Source organism: Vallitaleaceae bacterium 9-2 (genome assembly GCA_038396585.1).
Classification (GTDB): Bacteria; Bacillota; Clostridia; order Lachnospirales; family Vallitaleaceae; genus UBA1351.
On record CP121691.1, the window covers coordinates 1,669,684 to 1,688,274 of the forward strand.

Annotated in this window: 19 protein-coding genes; 16 read left to right on the plus strand and 3 right to left on the minus strand. The window is 35.5% G+C overall.

The window, feature by feature from the left end:
* Window positions 1–40: 40 nt before the first annotated feature.
* On the plus strand, window positions 41–871 hold the full coding sequence (locus QBE53_07865; protein WZL83015.1) for a sulfide/dihydroorotate dehydrogenase-like FAD/NAD-binding protein: 831 nt from the start codon (window positions 41–43) through the stop codon (window positions 869–871).
* Entirely contained in the window at window positions 864–2,255 is a 1,392-nt protein-coding gene (gene gltA / locus QBE53_07870; GenBank protein ID WZL83016.1) for an NADPH-dependent glutamate synthase, read from the plus strand. The genes QBE53_07865 and gltA overlap by 8 nt, the downstream gene beginning before the upstream one ends.
* 85 nt (window positions 2,256–2,340) lie before the next feature.
* Here gltA and QBE53_07875 read toward each other — a convergent pair whose 3' ends face one another.
* Together QBE53_07875 and QBE53_07880 are read right to left on the minus strand one after the other, a co-directional pair.
* Window positions 2,341–2,697 carry a diacylglycerol kinase family protein gene (locus QBE53_07875; protein WZL83017.1) on the minus strand — a complete coding sequence of 119 codons (357 nt, stop codon included), beginning with the start codon at window positions 2,695–2,697 and terminating at the stop codon, window positions 2,341–2,343.
* Between the two features lie 88 nt (window positions 2,698–2,785).
* Window positions 2,786–4,741 (minus strand): NAD(+) synthase, encoded by a 1,956-nt coding sequence (locus QBE53_07880; protein ID WZL83018.1) that lies wholly within the window; start codon window positions 4,739–4,741, stop codon window positions 2,786–2,788.
* A 124-nt stretch (window positions 4,742–4,865) separates the two neighbouring features.
* On the opposite strand from QBE53_07880, the gene QBE53_07885 reads away from it, so the two are divergent.
* The 7 genes from QBE53_07885 to holA all read left to right on the plus strand — a co-directional run bounded on the left by QBE53_07885 (window position 4,866) and on the right by holA (window position 11,945).
* On the plus strand, window positions 4,866–5,516 hold the full coding sequence (locus QBE53_07885; GenBank protein WZL83019.1) for a helix-hairpin-helix domain-containing protein: 651 nt from the start codon (window positions 4,866–4,868) through the stop codon (window positions 5,514–5,516).
* A 21-nt stretch (window positions 5,517–5,537) separates the two neighbouring features.
* On the plus strand, window positions 5,538–6,230 hold the full coding sequence (locus QBE53_07890; GenBank protein ID WZL83020.1) for a response regulator transcription factor: 693 nt from the start codon (window positions 5,538–5,540) through the stop codon (window positions 6,228–6,230).
* Entirely contained in the window at window positions 6,151–7,644 is a 1,494-nt protein-coding gene (locus tag QBE53_07895) for a HAMP domain-containing sensor histidine kinase (GenBank protein ID WZL83021.1), read from the plus strand. The genes QBE53_07890 and QBE53_07895 overlap by 80 nt, the downstream gene beginning before the upstream one ends.
* A 3-nt stretch (window positions 7,645–7,647) precedes the next feature.
* On the plus strand, window positions 7,648–8,568 hold the full coding sequence (locus QBE53_07900; GenBank protein ID WZL83022.1) for a GerMN domain-containing protein: 921 nt from the start codon (window positions 7,648–7,650) through the stop codon (window positions 8,566–8,568).
* A gap of 219 nt (window positions 8,569–8,787) precedes the next feature.
* Complete coding sequence (locus tag QBE53_07905; GenBank protein WZL83023.1) at window positions 8,788–9,996, plus strand: ComEC/Rec2 family competence protein; 1,209 nt, start codon at window positions 8,788–8,790, stop codon at window positions 9,994–9,996.
* Entirely contained in the window at window positions 9,989–10,987 is a 999-nt protein-coding gene (locus QBE53_07910; protein WZL83024.1) for an MBL fold metallo-hydrolase, read from the plus strand. Before QBE53_07905 ends, QBE53_07910 begins: the two co-directional genes overlap by 8 nt.
* Window positions 10,953–11,945, plus strand: a complete 993-nt coding sequence (gene holA / locus QBE53_07915; GenBank protein WZL83025.1) for a DNA polymerase III subunit delta — start codon at window positions 10,953–10,955, stop codon at window positions 11,943–11,945. The genes QBE53_07910 and holA overlap by 35 nt, the downstream gene beginning before the upstream one ends.
* Before the next feature lie 62 nt (window positions 11,946–12,007).
* Here holA and rpsT read toward each other — a convergent pair whose 3' ends face one another.
* Complete coding sequence (gene rpsT, locus QBE53_07920) at window positions 12,008–12,271, minus strand: 30S ribosomal protein S20 (protein ID WZL83026.1); 264 nt, start codon at window positions 12,269–12,271, stop codon at window positions 12,008–12,010.
* A 232-nt stretch (window positions 12,272–12,503) separates the two neighbouring features.
* Between rpsT and QBE53_07925 the strand changes: the two genes are divergently transcribed.
* The 7 genes from QBE53_07925 to rpoZ all read left to right on the plus strand — a co-directional run bounded on the left by QBE53_07925 (window position 12,504) and on the right by rpoZ (window position 18,530).
* A complete protein-coding gene (locus tag QBE53_07925) occupies window positions 12,504–13,307 on the plus strand; it encodes a GTP pyrophosphokinase family protein (GenBank protein ID WZL83027.1) in 804 nt (267 codons plus the stop codon).
* A gap of 65 nt (window positions 13,308–13,372) precedes the next feature.
* On the plus strand, window positions 13,373–14,107 hold the full coding sequence (locus QBE53_07930; GenBank protein WZL83028.1) for a pseudouridine synthase: 735 nt from the start codon (window positions 13,373–13,375) through the stop codon (window positions 14,105–14,107).
* A gap of 10 nt (window positions 14,108–14,117) precedes the next feature.
* Window positions 14,118–14,783, plus strand: coding sequence for an HAD family phosphatase (locus tag QBE53_07935; protein ID WZL83029.1), 666 nt, complete (start codon window positions 14,118–14,120; stop codon window positions 14,781–14,783).
* 3 nt (window positions 14,784–14,786) lie between these two features.
* The gene (locus QBE53_07940; protein ID WZL83030.1) at window positions 14,787–16,676 is read left to right on the plus strand and encodes a YgiQ family radical SAM protein; all 1,890 of its coding nucleotides are present in this window, start codon (window positions 14,787–14,789) and stop codon (window positions 16,674–16,676) included.
* Between the two features lie 64 nt (window positions 16,677–16,740).
* Window positions 16,741–17,622, plus strand: a complete 882-nt coding sequence (locus tag QBE53_07945) for a YicC family protein (GenBank protein WZL83031.1) — start codon at window positions 16,741–16,743, stop codon at window positions 17,620–17,622.
* Window positions 17,623–17,641: 19 nt separating this feature from the next.
* Entirely contained in the window at window positions 17,642–18,268 is a 627-nt protein-coding gene (gmk, locus tag QBE53_07950; GenBank protein WZL83032.1) for a guanylate kinase, read from the plus strand.
* A 13-nt stretch (window positions 18,269–18,281) separates the two neighbouring features.
* Window positions 18,282–18,530, plus strand: coding sequence for a DNA-directed RNA polymerase subunit omega (rpoZ, locus tag QBE53_07955; GenBank protein ID WZL83033.1), 249 nt, complete (start codon window positions 18,282–18,284; stop codon window positions 18,528–18,530).
* Window positions 18,531–18,591: the final 61 nt, after the last annotated feature.

Consider the following 18,591-nt stretch of genomic DNA (forward strand, 5'->3'; position numbering starts at 1 on the left):
GAAGTTAATAGGATAAAGGGAATAACGAAAGGAAATAAACATGTATAAAATTTTAGAAAAAGAAATTTTAAATGATGTCGTCCAAAAGATGGTCATCGAGGCTCCCTTTGTTGCAAGAAAATGCGAGCCGGGGCAGTTTATTATATTACGTGTTGCTGAAAACGGTGAACGTATACCACTAACGATTACGGACTTTGACCGAGAAAAAAATTCGGTTTCTATTGTATACCAAGTTCTTGGCTATACAACGCAATTGTTGGCACAAAAGCAAGTGGGGGATGAACTTATTGATTTTGTAGGGCCCCTTGGAAAAGCGGCGCCAATGAAAAAACATAAACGTGTCCTTGGAATTGGTGGAGGTGTTGGAAGCGCACCTTTATATCCGCAACTTAAAAAAATGGCTTCAATGGGTACAAAAGTTGATGTCATCCTTGGCGGACGCGATGAAAATCTTGTCATTCTCAAAGATGAGTTTAATAAAATATGTGATAATGTCTACTATGCTACAAATGACGGATCTTTAGGGCATCAAGGGTTTGTAACGGATGTGTTAAAACAGCTCATTGACAAAGGGGAACAATATGATGAAGTGATTGCGATTGGTCCATTGATTATGATGAAAGCTGTTGTTGATATAACTAAACCTTTGAACATACCAACAGGTGTTTCTTTGAATCCAGTCATGATTGATGGAACAGGAATGTGTGGAGGGTGTCGTGTTACGGTAGGTAATGAGACCAAGTTTGCTTGTGTTGACGGACCGGACTTTGATGGTCTATTAGTGGACTTTGATGAAGCAATGCAACGTCAAGCACATTTTGTGGCAGAAGAAAAACATGCATGTCGATTGGATGGTGTAAAAAATGGCTAATATGAAAATGACAAAAACACCGATGACAGAACAAGACCCGCTAATTCGTAATAAGAATTTCTTAGAGGTTGCTTTAGGCTATACATTGGAAGAAGCGATGGAAGAGGCCAATCGTTGTATTGAATGTAAACATCAGCCGTGTAAAAAAGGTTGTCCTGTAAATATAAAGATTCCTGAGTTCATTAAAGAAGTAAAAGCAGGCAATATAAAGGCTGCATATGATATTATTACTGAAGATAATGGGCTTCTGGCGATTTGTGGACGTGTATGTCCTCAAGAGAGCCAATGTGAAAGCGTCTGTGTTCGAGGGATTAAAGGTGAACCGGTAGGTATAGGACGTCTTGAGCGATTTGTTGCAGATTGGGTAATGGCCAATGCAAAACCTGAACCGCCACATATTCAACCGAATGGAAAAAAAGTGGCAATCGTGGGAAGTGGTCCGGCAAGTCTGTCATGTGCATCGGACTTATCACGCCTTGGATTTGAGGTAGTGATGTTTGAAGCTCTACATGAGCTAGGCGGAGTATTAATGTATGGAATTCCAGAGTTTCGATTGCCTAAAGATTTGGTTAAACGAGAAATCGACCTTGTCTTAGATCTAGGGGTACATGTTGAAAAAAATGTTATTATTGGAAAATCCTTAGACATTGAAGATTTATTTGATGATGGCTTTGATGCTGTGTTTATCGGGAGTGGAGCAGGATTACCGAAGTTTTTAAATATTCCTGGAGAAAACCTAAATGGGGTATATTCATCCAATGAGTTTTTGACTCGGGTTAACCTTATGAAAGCCTATGATTTTCCGAACAATCATACACCGGTAAAAATGGGGGATAAGGCCATTATCGTTGGTGGTGGTAATGTAGCTATGGATGCGGCAAGAACGGCGCAACGCCTAGGTGCAAAAGAAGTACATGTTGTCTATCGTCGTGGTATGGAAGAATTACCGGCAAGAAAAGAAGAAATTCATCATGCGATTGAAGAAGGCATTATTTTTGATTTACTTAACAATCCATTAGAGATTATTGGTGAAGATGCAAAAGTATCTGGGATGAAAGTGATTGAGATGGAACTTGGAGAACCGGATGCTTCTGGACGTCGCCGACCTGTTGAAATTCCAGGAAGTGAAAAGGTCATTGATGCAGATACGGTTATTATTGCAATTGGACAAACGCCTAATCCACTATTAACCGATGCAACACCTAATCTTGAATTGAATAAATGGAACTGCCTGCAAGTTAATGAAGAGACAATGGAAACAACTGTTCCCAATGTTTATGCAGGTGGAGACGCTGTTACAGGGGCTGCAACGGTAATCCTTGCCATGGGCGCAGGGAAAAAGGCTGCAAAGGCTATGTACAACAAATTAATATTAAATCAATAAAAGCTATTTAAAAAAGGCTTGTATTAGTAAATGAATTTACTAATACAAGCCCTTTTTTATGTATTCTTTTTTGTTTTTTGAGAGGTTAAAGATTAAACAGTTCTATAAAGTGTGGGACAAAGATGATTAATCCAATAATCACAGCAGCGATGGCGCTAATCAATACACCACCCGCACATATATCTTTAACTACTTTTACAACATCATGGTGGTTGGGTTCAAGCCAATCCAGAGTTTTTTCAATGGCGGTATTAAATATTTCAGAGATAATGACCAGCGCTGATACAAGATGCAAAAAAAGCCACTCCAATATACTAATGCCTAAAAACAAACTAAGAATAACCATGAAACAATAAACGCAAATATGGATACGAAAATTGCGCTCAGATTTAAAGGTGAATATAATGCCATCAATTGCATGACGCATACTTTTTTTAAACATAGGCGATACCTCTTAATTGGTGCATTTTTTTAGTGGGGAAGTACTATTGTCAAGTGAAGTGCTTTCATGAATAATAGTAAGCATAGAGTTAATTATAGTGTTCATGAATTGACTCTAACTCTTCAAGCCATAATGTTGCAACAGCATCACTTGGCATCCTTAAATCCCCACGTGGAGACAAACAAATAGAACCGACTTTTGGACCATCTGGCAAAGCACTACGTTTAAATTGTTGTGCAAAAAAACGTCGGTAGAACACAGATAGCCATTTATAGATGATCGTTGATGTATAAATATCTTTAAAGGCGTGGGTTGCAAGATACATAATTTTAGACGGGCTATAGCCAAAGCGCATCATGTAATATAAGAAAAAGTCATGCAATTCATATGGTCCGACGACTTCTTCTGTTTTTTGAGATATTTTGCCATCACTTGAAGGCGGAAGCAGTTCTGGAGAAACCGGTGTATTTAATATATCGCATAATATAAGTTTGGCTTCTCGAGTTTCTTCATGTAAAGAGACCCATTCGACAAGATAATGAACGAGTGTCTTAGGAATGGAGGTATTGACACCATACATGGACATATGATCCCCATTATAGGTTGCCCAGCCAAGCGCTAATTCGGATAAATCACCGGTACCAATCACCAAACCTTTATATTTATTCGCTAAGTCCATAAGGATTTTTGTACGCTCACGTGCCTGAGAGTTTTCATACGTAATGTCATGTGTATTAATATCATGATCAATATCTTTAAAATGTTGTGTGACAGCATCAGAAATAGGCACTTCAAGAATAGTAATGTGAAGAGCTTTCATTAAGTCCATAGCATTTTTATACGTGCGTCCGGTTGTCCCAAATCCCGGCATTGTGACACCAATAATATCTTTTCTTTTGCGGTTGAGTAAATCAAATGTTTTTACAGTCACAAGTAAAGCAAGAGTAGAATCTAATCCACCAGAGATACCGATAACAGCCTTGGGTTCGCCAATATGGTTTAAACGTTTTGCCAAACCATGTGTCTGTATATTAAAGATCTCTTCACACCGTAGTGTACGATCATGTTGGGATGAGGGTACGAATGGATGCTTTGGAATATTATGAATGATATCACGATGCATACCGCCTTGATCAAAATGGATGGTTCGACATACTGCCTCGGAGGTTAATGTTTTTTTACATTCTCTATACGTGCTAGAGTGTAGACGATCGTATCTTAAATGATCGAGATCAATATCGTGATATAGGAACTGGTTTTTAAGTTCAAAGCGATTATTTTCAACGAGAATTCTTCCGTTTTCTGCAATAAGTGCATGTCCGCCATAGACCACGTCTGTTGTAGATTCCCCATAACCGCATGATGAATAAACATACGAAGAAAAATGTCGAGCTGACTGACCTTTAACAAGATCGCGACGATATTCATATTTACCTATTCGTTCATTACTTGCAGAAAGATTGCCAATAACTAAAGCACCGGCTAAAGCAGTAAAGGTACTTGGAGGAACCGGTGCCCACAGGTCTTCACAAATCTCTATTGCAAAAGACAGATAAGGGGCTTTTTTACTCTTGAAAACAAGATCGGCACCTACAGGAACTGTTTTTTCATTATAAGTTAAGGTATCAATAGTTAGATGTTCTGCTCGACCAAACCAACGACTTTCATAAAATTCATTATAAGTGGGAAGGTAACTTTTTGGAACGATGCCTAGAAGTTCTCCTTGATATATTATGGCGGCCACGTTATACACAGATTCATCTATAAGCATCGGTAGACCCACAACAAGTATTGTATGTCGGCCAAGTGAGTAGTTGAGTAACTCATCAAGTCCTTTTTTTGCATGATTTAATACACTAGACTGATGCAGTAAGTCTCCCAGTGAGTAACCGGTTATGCACAGTTCTGGCATAATAATTAAATCGACATTGTGATTACATGCTTGATCATATATATTTTTTATTTGTTGAAGGTTATAGTTGATATCCCCTAATTTTATTATTGGAATTCCATTTGCAACACGAGAAAATCCATAAGAATTCATTGTACACCATCCTTTTAATTAACTAAAGTTAAATTCGTTCTTTCTCTATTATTTTAACATATTTTTATATAAATTGTTGTATGTAATTGATTTATTTTGTAGAATATAAAGGAGACTATTATTTATGATAAAAAGTAAAGCTATATTTGTCTGTGCCGGTTTATTATTCGTCTTGATTTCAGGGATTATATATATTATGATGGCATCGACGGATGCCGTTGTTTTTCAATCGGAGATTGAAAATGATGAACGTATAACAAAAGAAGGCGTTATTGATACGGATATTAATCATCTTGATGAGGAAAATGTGGATGCAGAGCTAGACATTACTCAAGAAATCGTCCATAATGATATTGTTGTCTATATATGCGGTAGTGTTACAAATGAAGGTGTATATTCACTTCAAGAAGGCGCGCGCGTATATGAGGCACTTGAACTAGCGGGAGGAATGACGCAAGAGGCGCAGCAAGGACATATTAACTTAGCCCGTGTACTTGTAGATGGTGAGAGTATATATTTTCCCACGCAAGACGAAGTCAAAACCATAGGGCTAACATGGAGTGAACAAACACAACCAGAAGATGCGCGAATTAATATTAATACTGCATCTGAAGAAGAATTAACACAGCTTCCTGGAATTGGTTTAGCAAAGGCCAAAGCGATTATCGCATATCGAAAAAACAATAGTATGTTTAAAAAAATAGAAGATATAATGGAAGTTCCAGGAATCAAAAAAAATACTTTTGAGAATATAAAGGAACAAATATCCATTTAAAATAGAATAAGGATGGTTATCATGAAAAAGAGAATTTTAGTGGTGGATGATGAAAAAACAATAGTAAAAGGAATACGATTTAGCTTAGAACAAGAGGGGTATGATATTGATAGTGCATATGATGGGGAAGAAGCCTTAAATTATGCCAAGAATCATCAATATGATTTGATTGTCTTGGATGTCATGCTTCCTAAAAAAGATGGACTGGAAGTGTGCCGTAATATTCGGGAATTTTCCACGGTTCCAATTATTATGCTGACGGCTAAAGGCGAAGATATGGATAAAATATTGGGACTTGAATTTGGCGCAGATGATTATATGACCAAACCGTTTAATGTACTTGAACTGAAAGCTCGAATTAAAGCGATTATTCGAAGAAACAAATATGTCAATAATGAAAGTGAAGATCAAATGAAGTCACTTCATAAAGGTGACCTTGAAATTCAAAAGGAAAGTCGACGTGTTTTTGTCAAAGAAAGTGAAGTGAATCTAACAGCAAAAGAGTTTGATTTGTTGGAATTATTCTTAACACATCCAAATAAAGTCTATTCAAGAGATCAGTTATTAAGCATTATATGGGATTATGATTATCCTGGAGATGCACGTACTGTTGATGTGCATGTGCGAAGGTTACGTGAAAAAATTGAAGAAGTTCCTAGTGAGCCTAGATACATTCATACTAAATGGGGAGTGGGTTATTATTATCAACAATAAGCGCTTTCAAAGTATACGTGTTAAGTTATTTATGAGCTTTATGCTTATAGGTATTATTACAACAATCGTCTTGTCAATTGCATTTATCTTTACAATACAACAACGCTATTTGACAGAAAAAAAACGTGAGCTATATCGACAAGCCAATACAATTGCTATTAGCCTTGTGACAACAGGCTATTTTTCTGATGAACACAATAATTCCTATTTAATGACTGTTCAAGCAAGTGTTAGTGGACGAGGAATGATTATTGACCGAAATGGAAGCATTTTGTTTGATTCGAATCATCTTGACGAAGGGAAGTCCCTTGTCAATGCAGAAGTGTTATCTGCGCTGCGTGGCAAAAGTTCATATACATTTTTAGAAGAGATGAATATTGGAGCTGTCACCGTTCCTATTGTTGATTTGGATTATCAAACAGTTTTAGGAGCCGTTGTTGTTTCAGATTCTTTTAATGATATTACATATTCGATTAAATATTTATGGAATATTGCACTGTTTTTCATTGTTGGATTAACGGTGATTATTTTTATGCTTAGTTATTATCTGAGCGGATCCTTTAACCGACCGTTCAGACAATTGTTAGATCATATTAACCGTATAACCGATGGACATATTGAAGAAAAAGTTCAAATTAAAGGGAATACAGAGATTGAAGAGATAACAACAGCATTTAATCATATGTTTGAACGCATTGAAGCGATTGAAAGTCATCGCCAAGAGTTTGTTGCCAATGTAAGTCATGAGTTAAAAACACCGATGAGTTCAATTAAAGTATTGGCAGAATCGTTAATACATCAACCCGATACCCCCATCGAAATTTATCAAGAGTTTTTATATGATATCAATGAAGAGGTGAATCGCGAGACAAAGATTATTAATGATTTGTTGACGTTGGTGACTTTAGATAAAAAGGATAATTCACTACGTATTAAAGAAGTGGATGTTAATCAGTTAATCGTGGATGTGATGAAGCGCTTAAAACCTTTAGCAGACTTAAAAAATATACAGATGCTTTTTGAAAGCTATCGAAATGTTCAAGCGGAAATAGATGATACAAAAATGGAACTTGCCATTACCAATCTTATTGAAAATGCCATTAAGTATAACAAGGAATATGGGTATATTAATGTGAGTTTAGATACGGATTTTAAAAACTTTTTCATTAAAATAAAAGATACAGGGGAAGGAATTTCTCAAGAACATATTGATCAAGTGTTTAGACGGTTTTATCGAGTGGACAAAACCCGGTCAAGAGATACGGGCGGAACGGGTCTTGGATTATCAATTGTTCAAAAAACCATATATATGCATCAAGGAAGTATAAAATGTAAAAGTGAGCTTGGTCAGTGGACAGAATTTATTGTGACGATGCCAATTAAACATATTAAACGAACGTATGAAGAGGAGTAAAAAATGGTAAAAAAAATACTGCTACTTGGATTATGTTTTTTGATGATTACCGGATGTCAAGCTTCATCTAATCGTTTTCTTCAATCCAGTAGCGAAGCACAGATTTATTTGTTTAATGAAGAGACGCTGGATATTGAACCGGTGGATTTGTATTTAAAAGATATTATTGATATTCAAAATGTCAATCAAGTGACACACTATGTACTTAACATGTTATCCCAAGGTGCCAAAAGCTCATCATTAAGTCCAACATTAAAAAAAGAAGTGGAGCTTGAGTACTACGTATTTAGTGAGGGGAATATGCTTTTGAATTTTAATGAGGCTTATGCTCAGATGAATTCGTTGGAAGAATTAATCGCAAGAAGTTCGCTGGTACTGAGTCTGACATCCTTTGATATGATAAGCTCGGTAGAAATTGTTGTGGGGGAAGAGGCCCTTATTGATCAAATGGGGAATCGTATTGGACGAATGCGAAATGAAGATGTCTATTTATCCATGTATGCATCGGCAAATACTACGGTGGATACTCAATTTACTATTTATTGTCCTGCAGATAATCGACGATATTTAAAAGAAAAAGAAGTGACAATAACGTTGCACCCGAACAAGCACAAAGAAGAGCTTATAGTAGAATACTTAATTGAAGAATCGTCATGTCAGTTTTTGCCGGAAGAGACCAAAGTATTGGATGTGCAAATTCATGATACGACATGCTATGTGAACTTTAACGAACAATTTTTAACCTCATACCTGCCTGAAGGCATTACAAGCCCGGTAGCAATTTATGGGATTGTTAATACACTGACTGAACTGAGTAATATTTCGAAGGTTCAGATTTTAGTTGAAGGTGAAATCGTTGATAACTTTCAAGGAACATTTCCTTTAAATGTACCTTTAAGCAAAAACTTTCAACTTGTTCAATAATAGGAGGTGATGTGAATCAAAAGATATATCCTGAAAAAGTATAGTATACATATTTTACTTGTATTATTATCTATAATTCGTGTATGGCAATATACGGATGCCTATTTTGAGGCACTAGAATATATTGAATCCATAGATTCAATAGAAATAGAAGTTCAAATAAATGATATCCGGCAAACTCAATATGGATATTCATGTCATTTTACAATTCTAAAGCCGATGAAGACCGCTTCTCTAGCAAATTATACCGGTTATTTTTATTTAAATAAACAGCAGCAATCTAAATATTTTCCAAATCTCAACCAAGAAAAACATAAATACATACATCAAAAATACCGTCTTCAGGGACAATTTGAAAAAGCATGGTATCCAAGAAATCCGGGGCAGACCCACCCGCTTATTTATTTGATGGGCAAAAAAGCTTTTGGGGCATTTGACTATGAGCATTTAGAAAAGATTGTAGTACAGCAAAGCTCAAGACAACATTTTATCAGCAGCCTGAAGAAAAAAAGTGCATTTATTCGATTGCGCAGTATTAAAAAAATTGAGCAACAATTGGCAGAGTGTTTTGGAAAAGTAGAGTATGGCTTGCTAAAAGCAATGATTTTAGGAGATAAGTCGTCATTAGATGCTGATATTGTAACAAAATACTCAAACCATGGATTGTCACATATATTGGCTATATCCGGTCTGCATATTATGATTTTTATTGGATGTCTGGAGTATTTTTTTAGAAGCTTGTTATTGCCAAAAACATATAGATTATGGCTGGTTTTTTTGCTCTTAGTTATATATATATGGATGCTTGGATTTATTGTTAGTGCTATTCGTGCCATTGCGTTGGGAACAAGCTTGATTTTTTCGATTGCATATGATTATACATATAATCGTCACCGTATGCTTCTTTTAATCTTAAGTGCTTTTCTTATTATAACACCTTATGTGTTGTTTTCTATAAGCTTTATGCTTTCCTTCGGAGCGGTGTTTGCTTTATTTTTTCTTTATCCGATTTTGAAGAGATCATATCAGTCGCTTCATACAAAATTCCTTATCCGTTTTATTCTAGACTCACTCAATGTTAGCTTTAGCATTTCGCTGATGACATTTCCCATTCTCCTATATTTTTTTAGAGGGATTTCCTTATCTAGTTTCATCGTAAATATTTTTGTGTTACCCAGTATTCCTTTGTTTTATACAGCATCGATAATCGCACTTGGAGCAAGTTTTATCCATCAGATGCTTGGACGCTTTTTGGCAGGGACGGCAACCATTTTTTCGTCTTATATATTAGCGGTTATTGAATTCTTTAATCATAAGTATAATTTTTTGAACCACAGAGCATTATCGTTACCAAGTGTTTTGCTATATTATTCGGGACTCATTCTTCTTATTTTTATTTGCCATATGAAGGGAGGAGAAGATGATTAAAGTTGGACGTCAACACGAGGACAAAATTCTCAAGAAAAAAACCTTGTACTGCTGCCGTATACTGTTAAAAATAATTGGGATATTCAGTGTTATTTTTATAATGATGCATAGTATCGTTATCATGTATCAAAAAGATACAACACGGCTGTTTTTTTTAGATGTAGGTCAAGGCGATGCATGTGTGATTACCCATAACGAACAGACATTTCTCGTTGATGGTGGAGGCAATAGGTATATGGATGAAGAAAACAATATGGGAATGCGTGTTATTTATCCGTTTTTGTTATATAAAGGGATTGATAATATAGATGTAGCTTTTATAAGCCACATGCATTATGATCATATCAAAGGCGTGTTAGAACTTTTTGATGAGATTAAGATAAAAAAAGTAGCAGTAAGTCATGTATATAAGAGCATTGTAGAAGATGAACAGCAACTTCAAGAACATGTACTTTTAAATGAACTAATCAAAAAGTGTAAACAAACAAATACAGAATTGATTTTTGTTAAAGAAGGAGATGTGTTTTTAGGTGATGGCATAAAATTTGTCTGTCATTATCCTTTTTCGGAAACAGAATATGAAGAAGATGAAAATAAAAACTCCATGGTTTTAGAATTAAAGACATGGCAACAACAGATATTATTTACGGGTGACATAGAGGCTGACGTAGAGGAAGCTATTGAAAAAAAGGATGTAGATATTTATGGAATGGATGTATTAAAAGTAGCACATCATGGCTCAGCAACTTCATCCTCGCAACAATTTTTAGAAAGGACACATCCGACAGTAGGCATTATTAGTGTCGGGGAGAATAGGCACGGACATCCTAGCCAAGAGGTCATTGCACGATATAACAAATTAAAAATTCCCGTGTATCTCACTATGGATTATGGTATGATAGAGGTTAGTATAAATCGTAAACATTTAAAAATAAAGACGCATTTAAGAAGGAATAATGATGAAACAGTTAAAAGAAGATATAAAAAATAGAATATTTCAACCAACATACTTATTTACAGGGGAAGAAAAATATCTGCTTGATGTGTATGTCAAAAGAATATGTGATAAAGTTTTTGAAGGACAAGATTCGATGATGAACCTTGATCAATATACGGTGGATCAAAAAGATTTTGAAGTGGTTATTGGAAGTCTTGAAACGTTGCCCTTTTTTGCGGAGAAACGTGTAGTGATTTTGTGGAACATGGATTTGTTTAACAGTAAAAATAAGGAGAAGGCAAATCAGCTAGCAGGCAAGTTGGATCAATTAGGGGAGACCGCAATTTGTATTGTTGTCGAAGACAAAATAGACAAACGCAGCAAATTATATAAAAAAATAAATAAGTTGGGAGCATTTTATGATTTTAAGCACCTCAATGAAAGTGCCCTGATTCATCATATAGGACGACGCCTGGCCAAAGAAAAACTAAAAATCAGTACAGGTGACGCAAAATTTTTTATTGAACGTGTAGGATATGAATTGAACACAATAGAGCAAGAATTATCCAAGGTGATTGATTATTGTGTGGGAGAAGAAATTGTCGTAAGAGAAGATATAATACAAGTTACAACAAAGCATATTGAGGCCAAGATATTTGAACTAGTCGATGCCATCGGAAGCAAAAAACGTGAAATCGCGCTATACTTATATCAGGATATGATTTCTTTAAAAGAACCACCAACACGTATACTTTTTATGATATCAAGACAAATGATGCTTATTCATAATATCAAACTTATGCTTCAAGGTAAAATGGGACAACAACACATGGCATCAGAACTTAAGATACCGCCTTTTGTTGTCAATAAACTTATTGGACAAAGCCGTCAATTTGATTTGGCAACACTGCGCCAAATATTGGCGCGTTTACTTGATTTGGAATACCAATTTAAACAGGGTAAAATGGACCTTACTATGGGAATAGAGATATTTATTTTAGAACAAAGTTGATTATACAGATAAAAAAGCATAATAAAAAAGCCACAGAAAATCTGTGGCTGATATTTATGTGCTTATTTTAATTCGTTAACAGCTTTAGTTAAAATAGAAATCTTTCTTGCTGCTGTATTTTTATGGAAAATACCTTTAGAAGTTGCACTTGAAATAGCTTTGATTGCTTCAGTAAGAGCTACGTTTGCAGCTGCTTTATCACCATTAGCTACAGCGACGTCAACTTTTTTAATAATTGTCTTTACGCGTGATTTAATGCTTTTGTTATGAGCTGTTTTTGTTGCGATAACTTTAATTCTTTTTTTAGCAGATTTAATATTAGCCATGATTTCACCTCCAAAATAAATTTCTTATATTATTGTACAAATAGAGGGTGAGTACAATAAGATAAACGCAAGAATCTAGTGGGGTAGAAACTTACGATACAATCACATTTGCATACCTACATATTCTAAGGTATAAATCACAAGAAGTCAACAGATATTTGGAAAAAGATTCAAATTGAAAGAAAATCCGTTCTGTGTTAATATAGGAATATACTATTTAAGGAGAAGATGTATGGAAACCTATATGTGGCGGGAGATATTGATTCCTTATGAACAAGCAGTCAATGAACTTGTTATAAAGTTTGAGAGTATTGTTAATGAAAGTCGCCGTCTTGGAACCTATTCACCAATTGAATTTGTAACAGGACGTGTAAAAAAAATATCTAGTATTTTAGATAAAGCAAAAAAGAAACAGTTAAATATGTCTTATATAGAAGAAGAAATTGAGGATATTGCTGGTATACGCATTATTTGTCAATTTGTTGAAGATATTGACCGTGTGGTGCAGTTAATTCATGCACGTAATGATATGGAAGTAAAATATGAAAAAGATTATGTCCAAAACACAAAAAAGAGTGGATATCGTAGCTACCATATTATAGTATACTATAATGTGCATACTGCATTAGGAGAAAAAAGGATACAAGCAGAGATACAAATACGTACCCTTGCCATGAATTTTTGGGCGACGATTGAGCATTCGCTTCAATATAAATATGGGCATAATATTCCGGTTGCTATTCAAAATCGCTTGATTCGTTCGGCAGAGGCAGCGCATATGCTCGATCAAGAGATGTCAAAGATTCGGGATGAAATCATGGATGCGCAGAGTTCGTTCCAGTACAAGTCAAATATTATTGCGGATATTTTGAATAATTTACAAAACATTAAGAAAAAGTGTGATGATGTGCATGAGCTTGATCAATTGCAAGATGAATTTTACCGGTTATGGGAAGAAGGAAATCTCGATAAGCTTGTTGCATTTAACAAACACTTAGATAATATTGCAGAAGTATATCGAGTGCAGAGTTTATAAAGCCAATGGACAATCCATTGGTTTTATATTTGGTTCAAAAGGACAAATGGAAAACGAGGAAAAAGATGAAAGAAAAAAATACAATAATGCGAATTGACAAATTCTTGAGTAATCAGGGAATTGGTAGCAGAAGAGATGTTCGAAAGCTTATTCAAAAAGGCAATGTTTATATCAATGGAACGTTAATTAATAAAATAGATGTGAAGATTGATGCTACTATTGACGATATAGAATGTAACGGACAAAAAGTGACGTACCAATCGGGAGTTTATTTGATGCTCAATAAACCTAAAAATTGTATTACAGCAACCGAGGATAAACACCATAAAGTGGTTATGGATTATATAGAACATCCACAAAGACGTCATTTATTTCCGGTAGGACGATTAGATAAAGATACAACAGGACTTTTGATTATAACAGATGATGGGCAATTGGCACATGATCTGTTAGCACCAAAAAAACATGTGAATAAAACATACCATGCAAAACTTGATAAGGAAATTACCCCAAGCATTATTGATGCATTTTATGCGGGGATAGAGCTTGATGATGGATACAAAACACAACCCGCCACGTTAAAAAAAATAGAGGATACGGAGCAACCATATGATGTTGAAGTGGTTATTCAAGAAGGAAAGTATCATCAGATTAAACGCATGTTTAGTGCCTGTGAATGTGAAGTGCTTGAACTAAAAAGGGTTCAGATGGGCAGTGTGAAACTCGATGTTCAATTAGCTGAAGGTGAATATCGCGAATTAACGCAAGAAGAAATATTGCAATTACGTGAAAGAAAATAAGAGGTGAAAGATGTTTGATAAAATAAAAGCGGCTATCTTTGATATGGATGGAACATTGGTTGACTCTATGTGGCTATGGAAAACCATCGATATAGACTATTTAGCCAAGCATAATCTTGAATTACCAGAGGATTTGCAAGAATCCATCGAAGGAATGAGTTTCTCAGAAACTGCAGCATATTTTAAAAAGCGGTTTGTCATTGAAGATGATGTTGAAACCATTAAAGAAGAATGGAATACAATGGCGGCAGACTATTATCAAAATAGAGTGCCATTAAAAGAAAATGTATTGGAATTTATACAACATTTGCGTGACCGAGATATTAAGTTGGGGATTGGAACAAGCAATTCAAAAGAGTTAGCACAAATGATTGTTCAAAAGTATGCACTTGAATCCCACTTTGATTCTGTTCGAACATCTTGTGAAGTCAATAAAGGAAAACCACATCCAGACATTTTCTTAAAGGTCGCACAAGATTTAGGTGTTCATCCATCGGAATGTATTGTTTTTGAAGACATACCTAATGGATTGTTAGCAGCAAAAAGGGCAGGAATGCGAGTTGTTGCTATTGATGATGATTTTAGCAAAGAACTTGTTGAAGAAAAACGTGAATTATCTGATTTTTTCATTTATTCATATAATGAAGCAATTCAGGTTTTATTGAAAGGAATATAATAGATGAATCGATTTTTACCAACAACACGTGAAGAAGGAAAAGAAAAAGGTATCGATATCTTTGATTTTGTTTTTGTAAGTGGAGATGCCTATGTGGATCACCCTTCTTTTGGGATTGCAATTATTTCAAGACTGCTTGAAGCCAACGGATATAGTGTTGGTATTATTGCCCAGCCAGACTGGAAAGACCCAAACTCAGTTACGATTCTTGGGAAGCCACGTCTTGCTTTTTTGGTTTCTGGTGGGAATATCGACTCCATGGTTAATCATTATTCGGTTGCGAAACGACGCCGAGATCATGATGCCTATACACCTGGAGGAAAAGCGGGGGCCCGCCCTGACCGAGCAACGATTGTTTATGGGAATCTTATTCGCCAAACATATAAGCAGACGCCAATTATTTTGGGCGGAATTGAAGCAAGTCTAAGGCGATTGGCTCACTATGATTATTGGGATAACAAACTGCGACGCTCAATTTTACTTGACTCAGCTGCGGACATTCTTGTCTATGGAATGGGTGAGAAAGCTATTTTAGATATTGCCTCATCATTGGACAATGGGATACCGATTGAAGAAATAGGATATATTAAAGGAACGGCTTATCGAAAAAAAACACTGGAAGATCTAGTGGACTATATTGAATTGCCGTCATATCCCAGCTTGCTTCAAGATAAGAAAAAATATGCACAAAGTTTCTTGACCCAAACCCAAGAGGGGAATTTTGCGCTTGGGAAAACACTTGTTGAATCGTATGATTCAAATAGCTATGTTGTTGTTAATCCCCCCATGGCTCCAGTAACGGAATCTGAGTTTGACTATTATTATAGTCTCCCATATACTCGAGAAGTCCATCCGATGTACACAGAAAATGTGCCGGCGATTGAAGAGGTACAATTTAGTGTGATTAGTAATCGAGGCTGCTTTGGAAATTGTAACTTCTGTGCATTGACCTTCCATCAAGGGCGTACAATACAGGCAAGATCGCATGCGTCAATTCTACGAGAGGCACAGGCAATCTCATGGGATGTGAATTTTAAAGGATATATACATGATGTAGGCGGACCTACGGCGAACTTTCGAGCGCCATCATGTGAAAAACAATTAACAGTGGGACCATGTAAGAATAAAAACTGCTTAGGTTCAGATCCTTGTAAACAAATGACCGTTGATCATTCCGATTATTTGCAATTGCTTAGAAAAATGCGCGAACTCCCGAAGATAAAAAAAGTCTTTGTCCGTTCAGGAATTCGATTTGACTATTTGCTCTACGATAAGGACGATACTTTTTTCAAAGAATTGGTTCAACATCATATTAGCGGTCAACTAAAAGTAGCACCGGAACATGTATCAAACCGAGTTTTAGATTATATGGGAAAACCACATCATAAAGTCTATAAAGAGTTTACCCAAAAATATAATCAATTAAATAAGCACTATGGCAAAAAGCAATTTATTGTACCTTATCTCATGTCTTCACACCCGGGGTCAACGATTGATGACGCAATTACTTTAGCAGAATTTTTGCATGCTGAAAACATTGTCCCTCAGCAGGTACAAGACTTTTATCCTACACCAAGTACTATGTCAACGGTCATGTATTATACCGAAATTGATCCGCGAACGGGACAATCCGTTTATGTGGCAAAAAATCCTCATGAAAAAGCTATGCAAAGGGCTTTGATTCAGTACCGGAATCCTAAAAATTACCGCCTGGTTCAAGAAGCGCTGATTATAGCTGGGCGAGAAGATTTGATTGGTTCGGCTAAAAAATGCTTAATCTATGCTAAAGGCAATTACGCCAAGAACATCAAGACAAATCAACGTACAGCCAAAACACCAAATAAAAAAGGGAAGAAAAAGACGATTCGTAATCTTCATAAGAAGAAAAAGTAGGTCTGTTGACGAATGTTAGCACCTCATGTATAATACTAAAGAAACCTAAGAAAAGAGGAAAATTATGATTAGAAGTATGACAGGTTTTGGACGGGGTGAAGCTGTCAATAATAATCGAACAATAACGATTGAAATGAAAAGTGTGAATCATCGTTACTGTGATATTAATATTCGTATGCCAAAAGTCCTTTTTCATATTGAAAACAAGTTGAAGAACATTATTAAAGAAGAAATTCATCGTGGTAAAATCGATGTGTTTATTAATTATGACGATCGAAGTGACAAAGCAAACAGTATTAGGTATAATAAAAATTTGGCTGAGCAATATATGGATCAGTTTAAGCAAATAAGCCAAGAATTTCACATTGAAAATGATATTAAAGTTTCGCATTTATCTAGATATCCAGAAGTGCTTGTTTTGGAAGAGCAAGATCAGTGCGAAGAAGAAGTTATCGAAAATCTAGCATTTGAATCGCTTCGAGTAGCATTAAGCAATATAAAAGAAACGCGATCTAAAGAAGGACAAATGCTAAAGACAGATTTAAAATTAAAACTAAATGATATGTTAGAATATGTTGAGCAACTTAAGTCAATCACGCCAAAAGTTATTGAAGATTATCGTATTAAGTTGACAGAACGTATATCTGAACTTACAGATCAAGCGCTTATCGATCCTGAACGCATTGCAATGGAAGTTGCAATATATGCAGATAAGAGCTGTATTGACGAAGAAATAGTTCGTTTGGAAAGTCATATAAAACACATGCGCGATACATTAGATGCCGATGAAGCCATTGGGCGTAAGTTAGACTTTATCTCACAGGAAATGAACCGAGAGGCAAATACCGTCTTAAGTAAAGCCAATAATATAGAAGTGTCAAATCATGGTATTGAGCTTAAAACCCTTATTGAAAAAGTTAGGGAGCAAATACAGAATATAGAATAATATTAGAACGGAGTTTGAAATGGAAAAAAAAGGATTGCTTTTAATTGTTTCCGGGTTTTCAGGAGCGGGAAAAGGAACAATCGTTAAGGAGTTTATTAATCGCAATGAGGATGTGCGATTATCTGTTTCAGCAACAACAAGAGAAATGCGCCAAGGAGAACAAGACGGTGTCCATTATTATTATATTTCACGAGAAAAGTTTGAACATATGATTGATAATGGAGATATGATTGAATATGCGTCATATGTTAACAATTATTATGGAACGCCTAAGAGTTTTGTTATGAAACAGCTAGAACAAGGGCATGATGTAATACTTGAGATAGAGATGCAAGGTGCATTGCAAGTGAAGCGTATGTATGAAGAAGCCATTTTGATTTTTGTTGTTCCACCACATGCAAAAGATCTTGAAGATCGTTTGTTTGGACGTGGAACCGAGACGGCAGAAGTTATAAAAAATAGGTTGCGACGTTCGTGTGAAGAAGTTGATTTGATACCACATTATGATTATATTTTGGTTAATGATCAGCTTCCAGATAGTGTAAACATGTTAGAAAATATTCGTAGTGCAGAACATTTAAAGGTGAAGCATTACGAAAATCTAATTGATAAATTGAAAAAAGAGTTACAAAGCATTATAAATTGAAAGGAGCATACCTATGTTACATCCATCTTATTCTGATTTAATGGGCGTTATCAATGATCGTAGTGAAGAAAGCGGTACAAAAGTAAAGAGTCGATATTCGGTGATTATTGCAACATCCAAGCGTGCACGTCAATTAATCGAAGAGAATCAATCATTTGAAGAAAGAGAAGATGATTTTAAAGCGAAGAAAAACCCAATGCGTATTAAAGAATTATCTTGTGCAGTTGAAGAATTATATGAAGGAAAAATAGACATTATATAGCTATAAGACAAAAAGACGCACATGCGTCTTTTTGTCTTATAGCTAAACGTTTAATAGGAGC

What these genes read in the sequence shown, in the direction of transcription:
- QBE53_07945 (WZL83031.1), top strand. Translation starts at nt 16,741, where the DNA reads ATGATTAGAAGTATGACAGGTTTTGGACGGGGTGAAGCTGTCAATAAT.
- QBE53_07910 (WZL83024.1), top strand. Translation starts at nt 9,989, where the DNA reads ATGATTAAAGTTGGACGTCAACACGAGGACAAAATTCTCAAGAAAAAA.
- QBE53_07880 (WZL83018.1), bottom strand. Translation starts at nt 4,741, where the DNA reads ATGAATTCTTATGGATTTTCTCGTGTTGCAAATGGAATTCCAATAATA.
- QBE53_07935 (WZL83029.1), top strand. Translation starts at nt 14,118, where the DNA reads ATGTTTGATAAAATAAAAGCGGCTATCTTTGATATGGATGGAACATTG.
- QBE53_07940 (WZL83030.1), top strand. Translation starts at nt 14,787, where the DNA reads ATGAATCGATTTTTACCAACAACACGTGAAGAAGGAAAAGAAAAAGGT.
- QBE53_07900 (WZL83022.1), top strand. Translation starts at nt 7,648, where the DNA reads ATGGTAAAAAAAATACTGCTACTTGGATTATGTTTTTTGATGATTACC.
- gmk (WZL83032.1), top strand. Translation starts at nt 17,642, where the DNA reads ATGGAAAAAAAAGGATTGCTTTTAATTGTTTCCGGGTTTTCAGGAGCG.
- QBE53_07905 (WZL83023.1), top strand. Translation starts at nt 8,788, where the DNA reads ATGAAGACCGCTTCTCTAGCAAATTATACCGGTTATTTTTATTTAAAT.
- QBE53_07885 (WZL83019.1), top strand. Translation starts at nt 4,866, where the DNA reads ATGATAAAAAGTAAAGCTATATTTGTCTGTGCCGGTTTATTATTCGTC.
- QBE53_07925 (WZL83027.1), top strand. Translation starts at nt 12,504, where the DNA reads ATGGAAACCTATATGTGGCGGGAGATATTGATTCCTTATGAACAAGCA.
- rpoZ (WZL83033.1), top strand. Translation starts at nt 18,282, where the DNA reads ATGTTACATCCATCTTATTCTGATTTAATGGGCGTTATCAATGATCGT.
- QBE53_07930 (WZL83028.1), top strand. Translation starts at nt 13,373, where the DNA reads ATGAAAGAAAAAAATACAATAATGCGAATTGACAAATTCTTGAGTAAT.
- gltA (WZL83016.1), top strand. Translation starts at nt 864, where the DNA reads ATGGCTAATATGAAAATGACAAAAACACCGATGACAGAACAAGACCCG.
- QBE53_07875 (WZL83017.1), bottom strand. Translation starts at nt 2,697, where the DNA reads ATGTTTAAAAAAAGTATGCGTCATGCAATTGATGGCATTATATTCACC.
- QBE53_07865 (WZL83015.1), top strand. Translation starts at nt 41, where the DNA reads ATGTATAAAATTTTAGAAAAAGAAATTTTAAATGATGTCGTCCAAAAG.
- rpsT (WZL83026.1), bottom strand. Translation starts at nt 12,271, where the DNA reads ATGGCTAATATTAAATCTGCTAAAAAAAGAATTAAAGTTATCGCAACA.
- holA (WZL83025.1), top strand. Translation starts at nt 10,953, where the DNA reads ATGATGAAACAGTTAAAAGAAGATATAAAAAATAGAATATTTCAACCA.
- QBE53_07890 (WZL83020.1), top strand. Translation starts at nt 5,538, where the DNA reads ATGAAAAAGAGAATTTTAGTGGTGGATGATGAAAAAACAATAGTAAAA.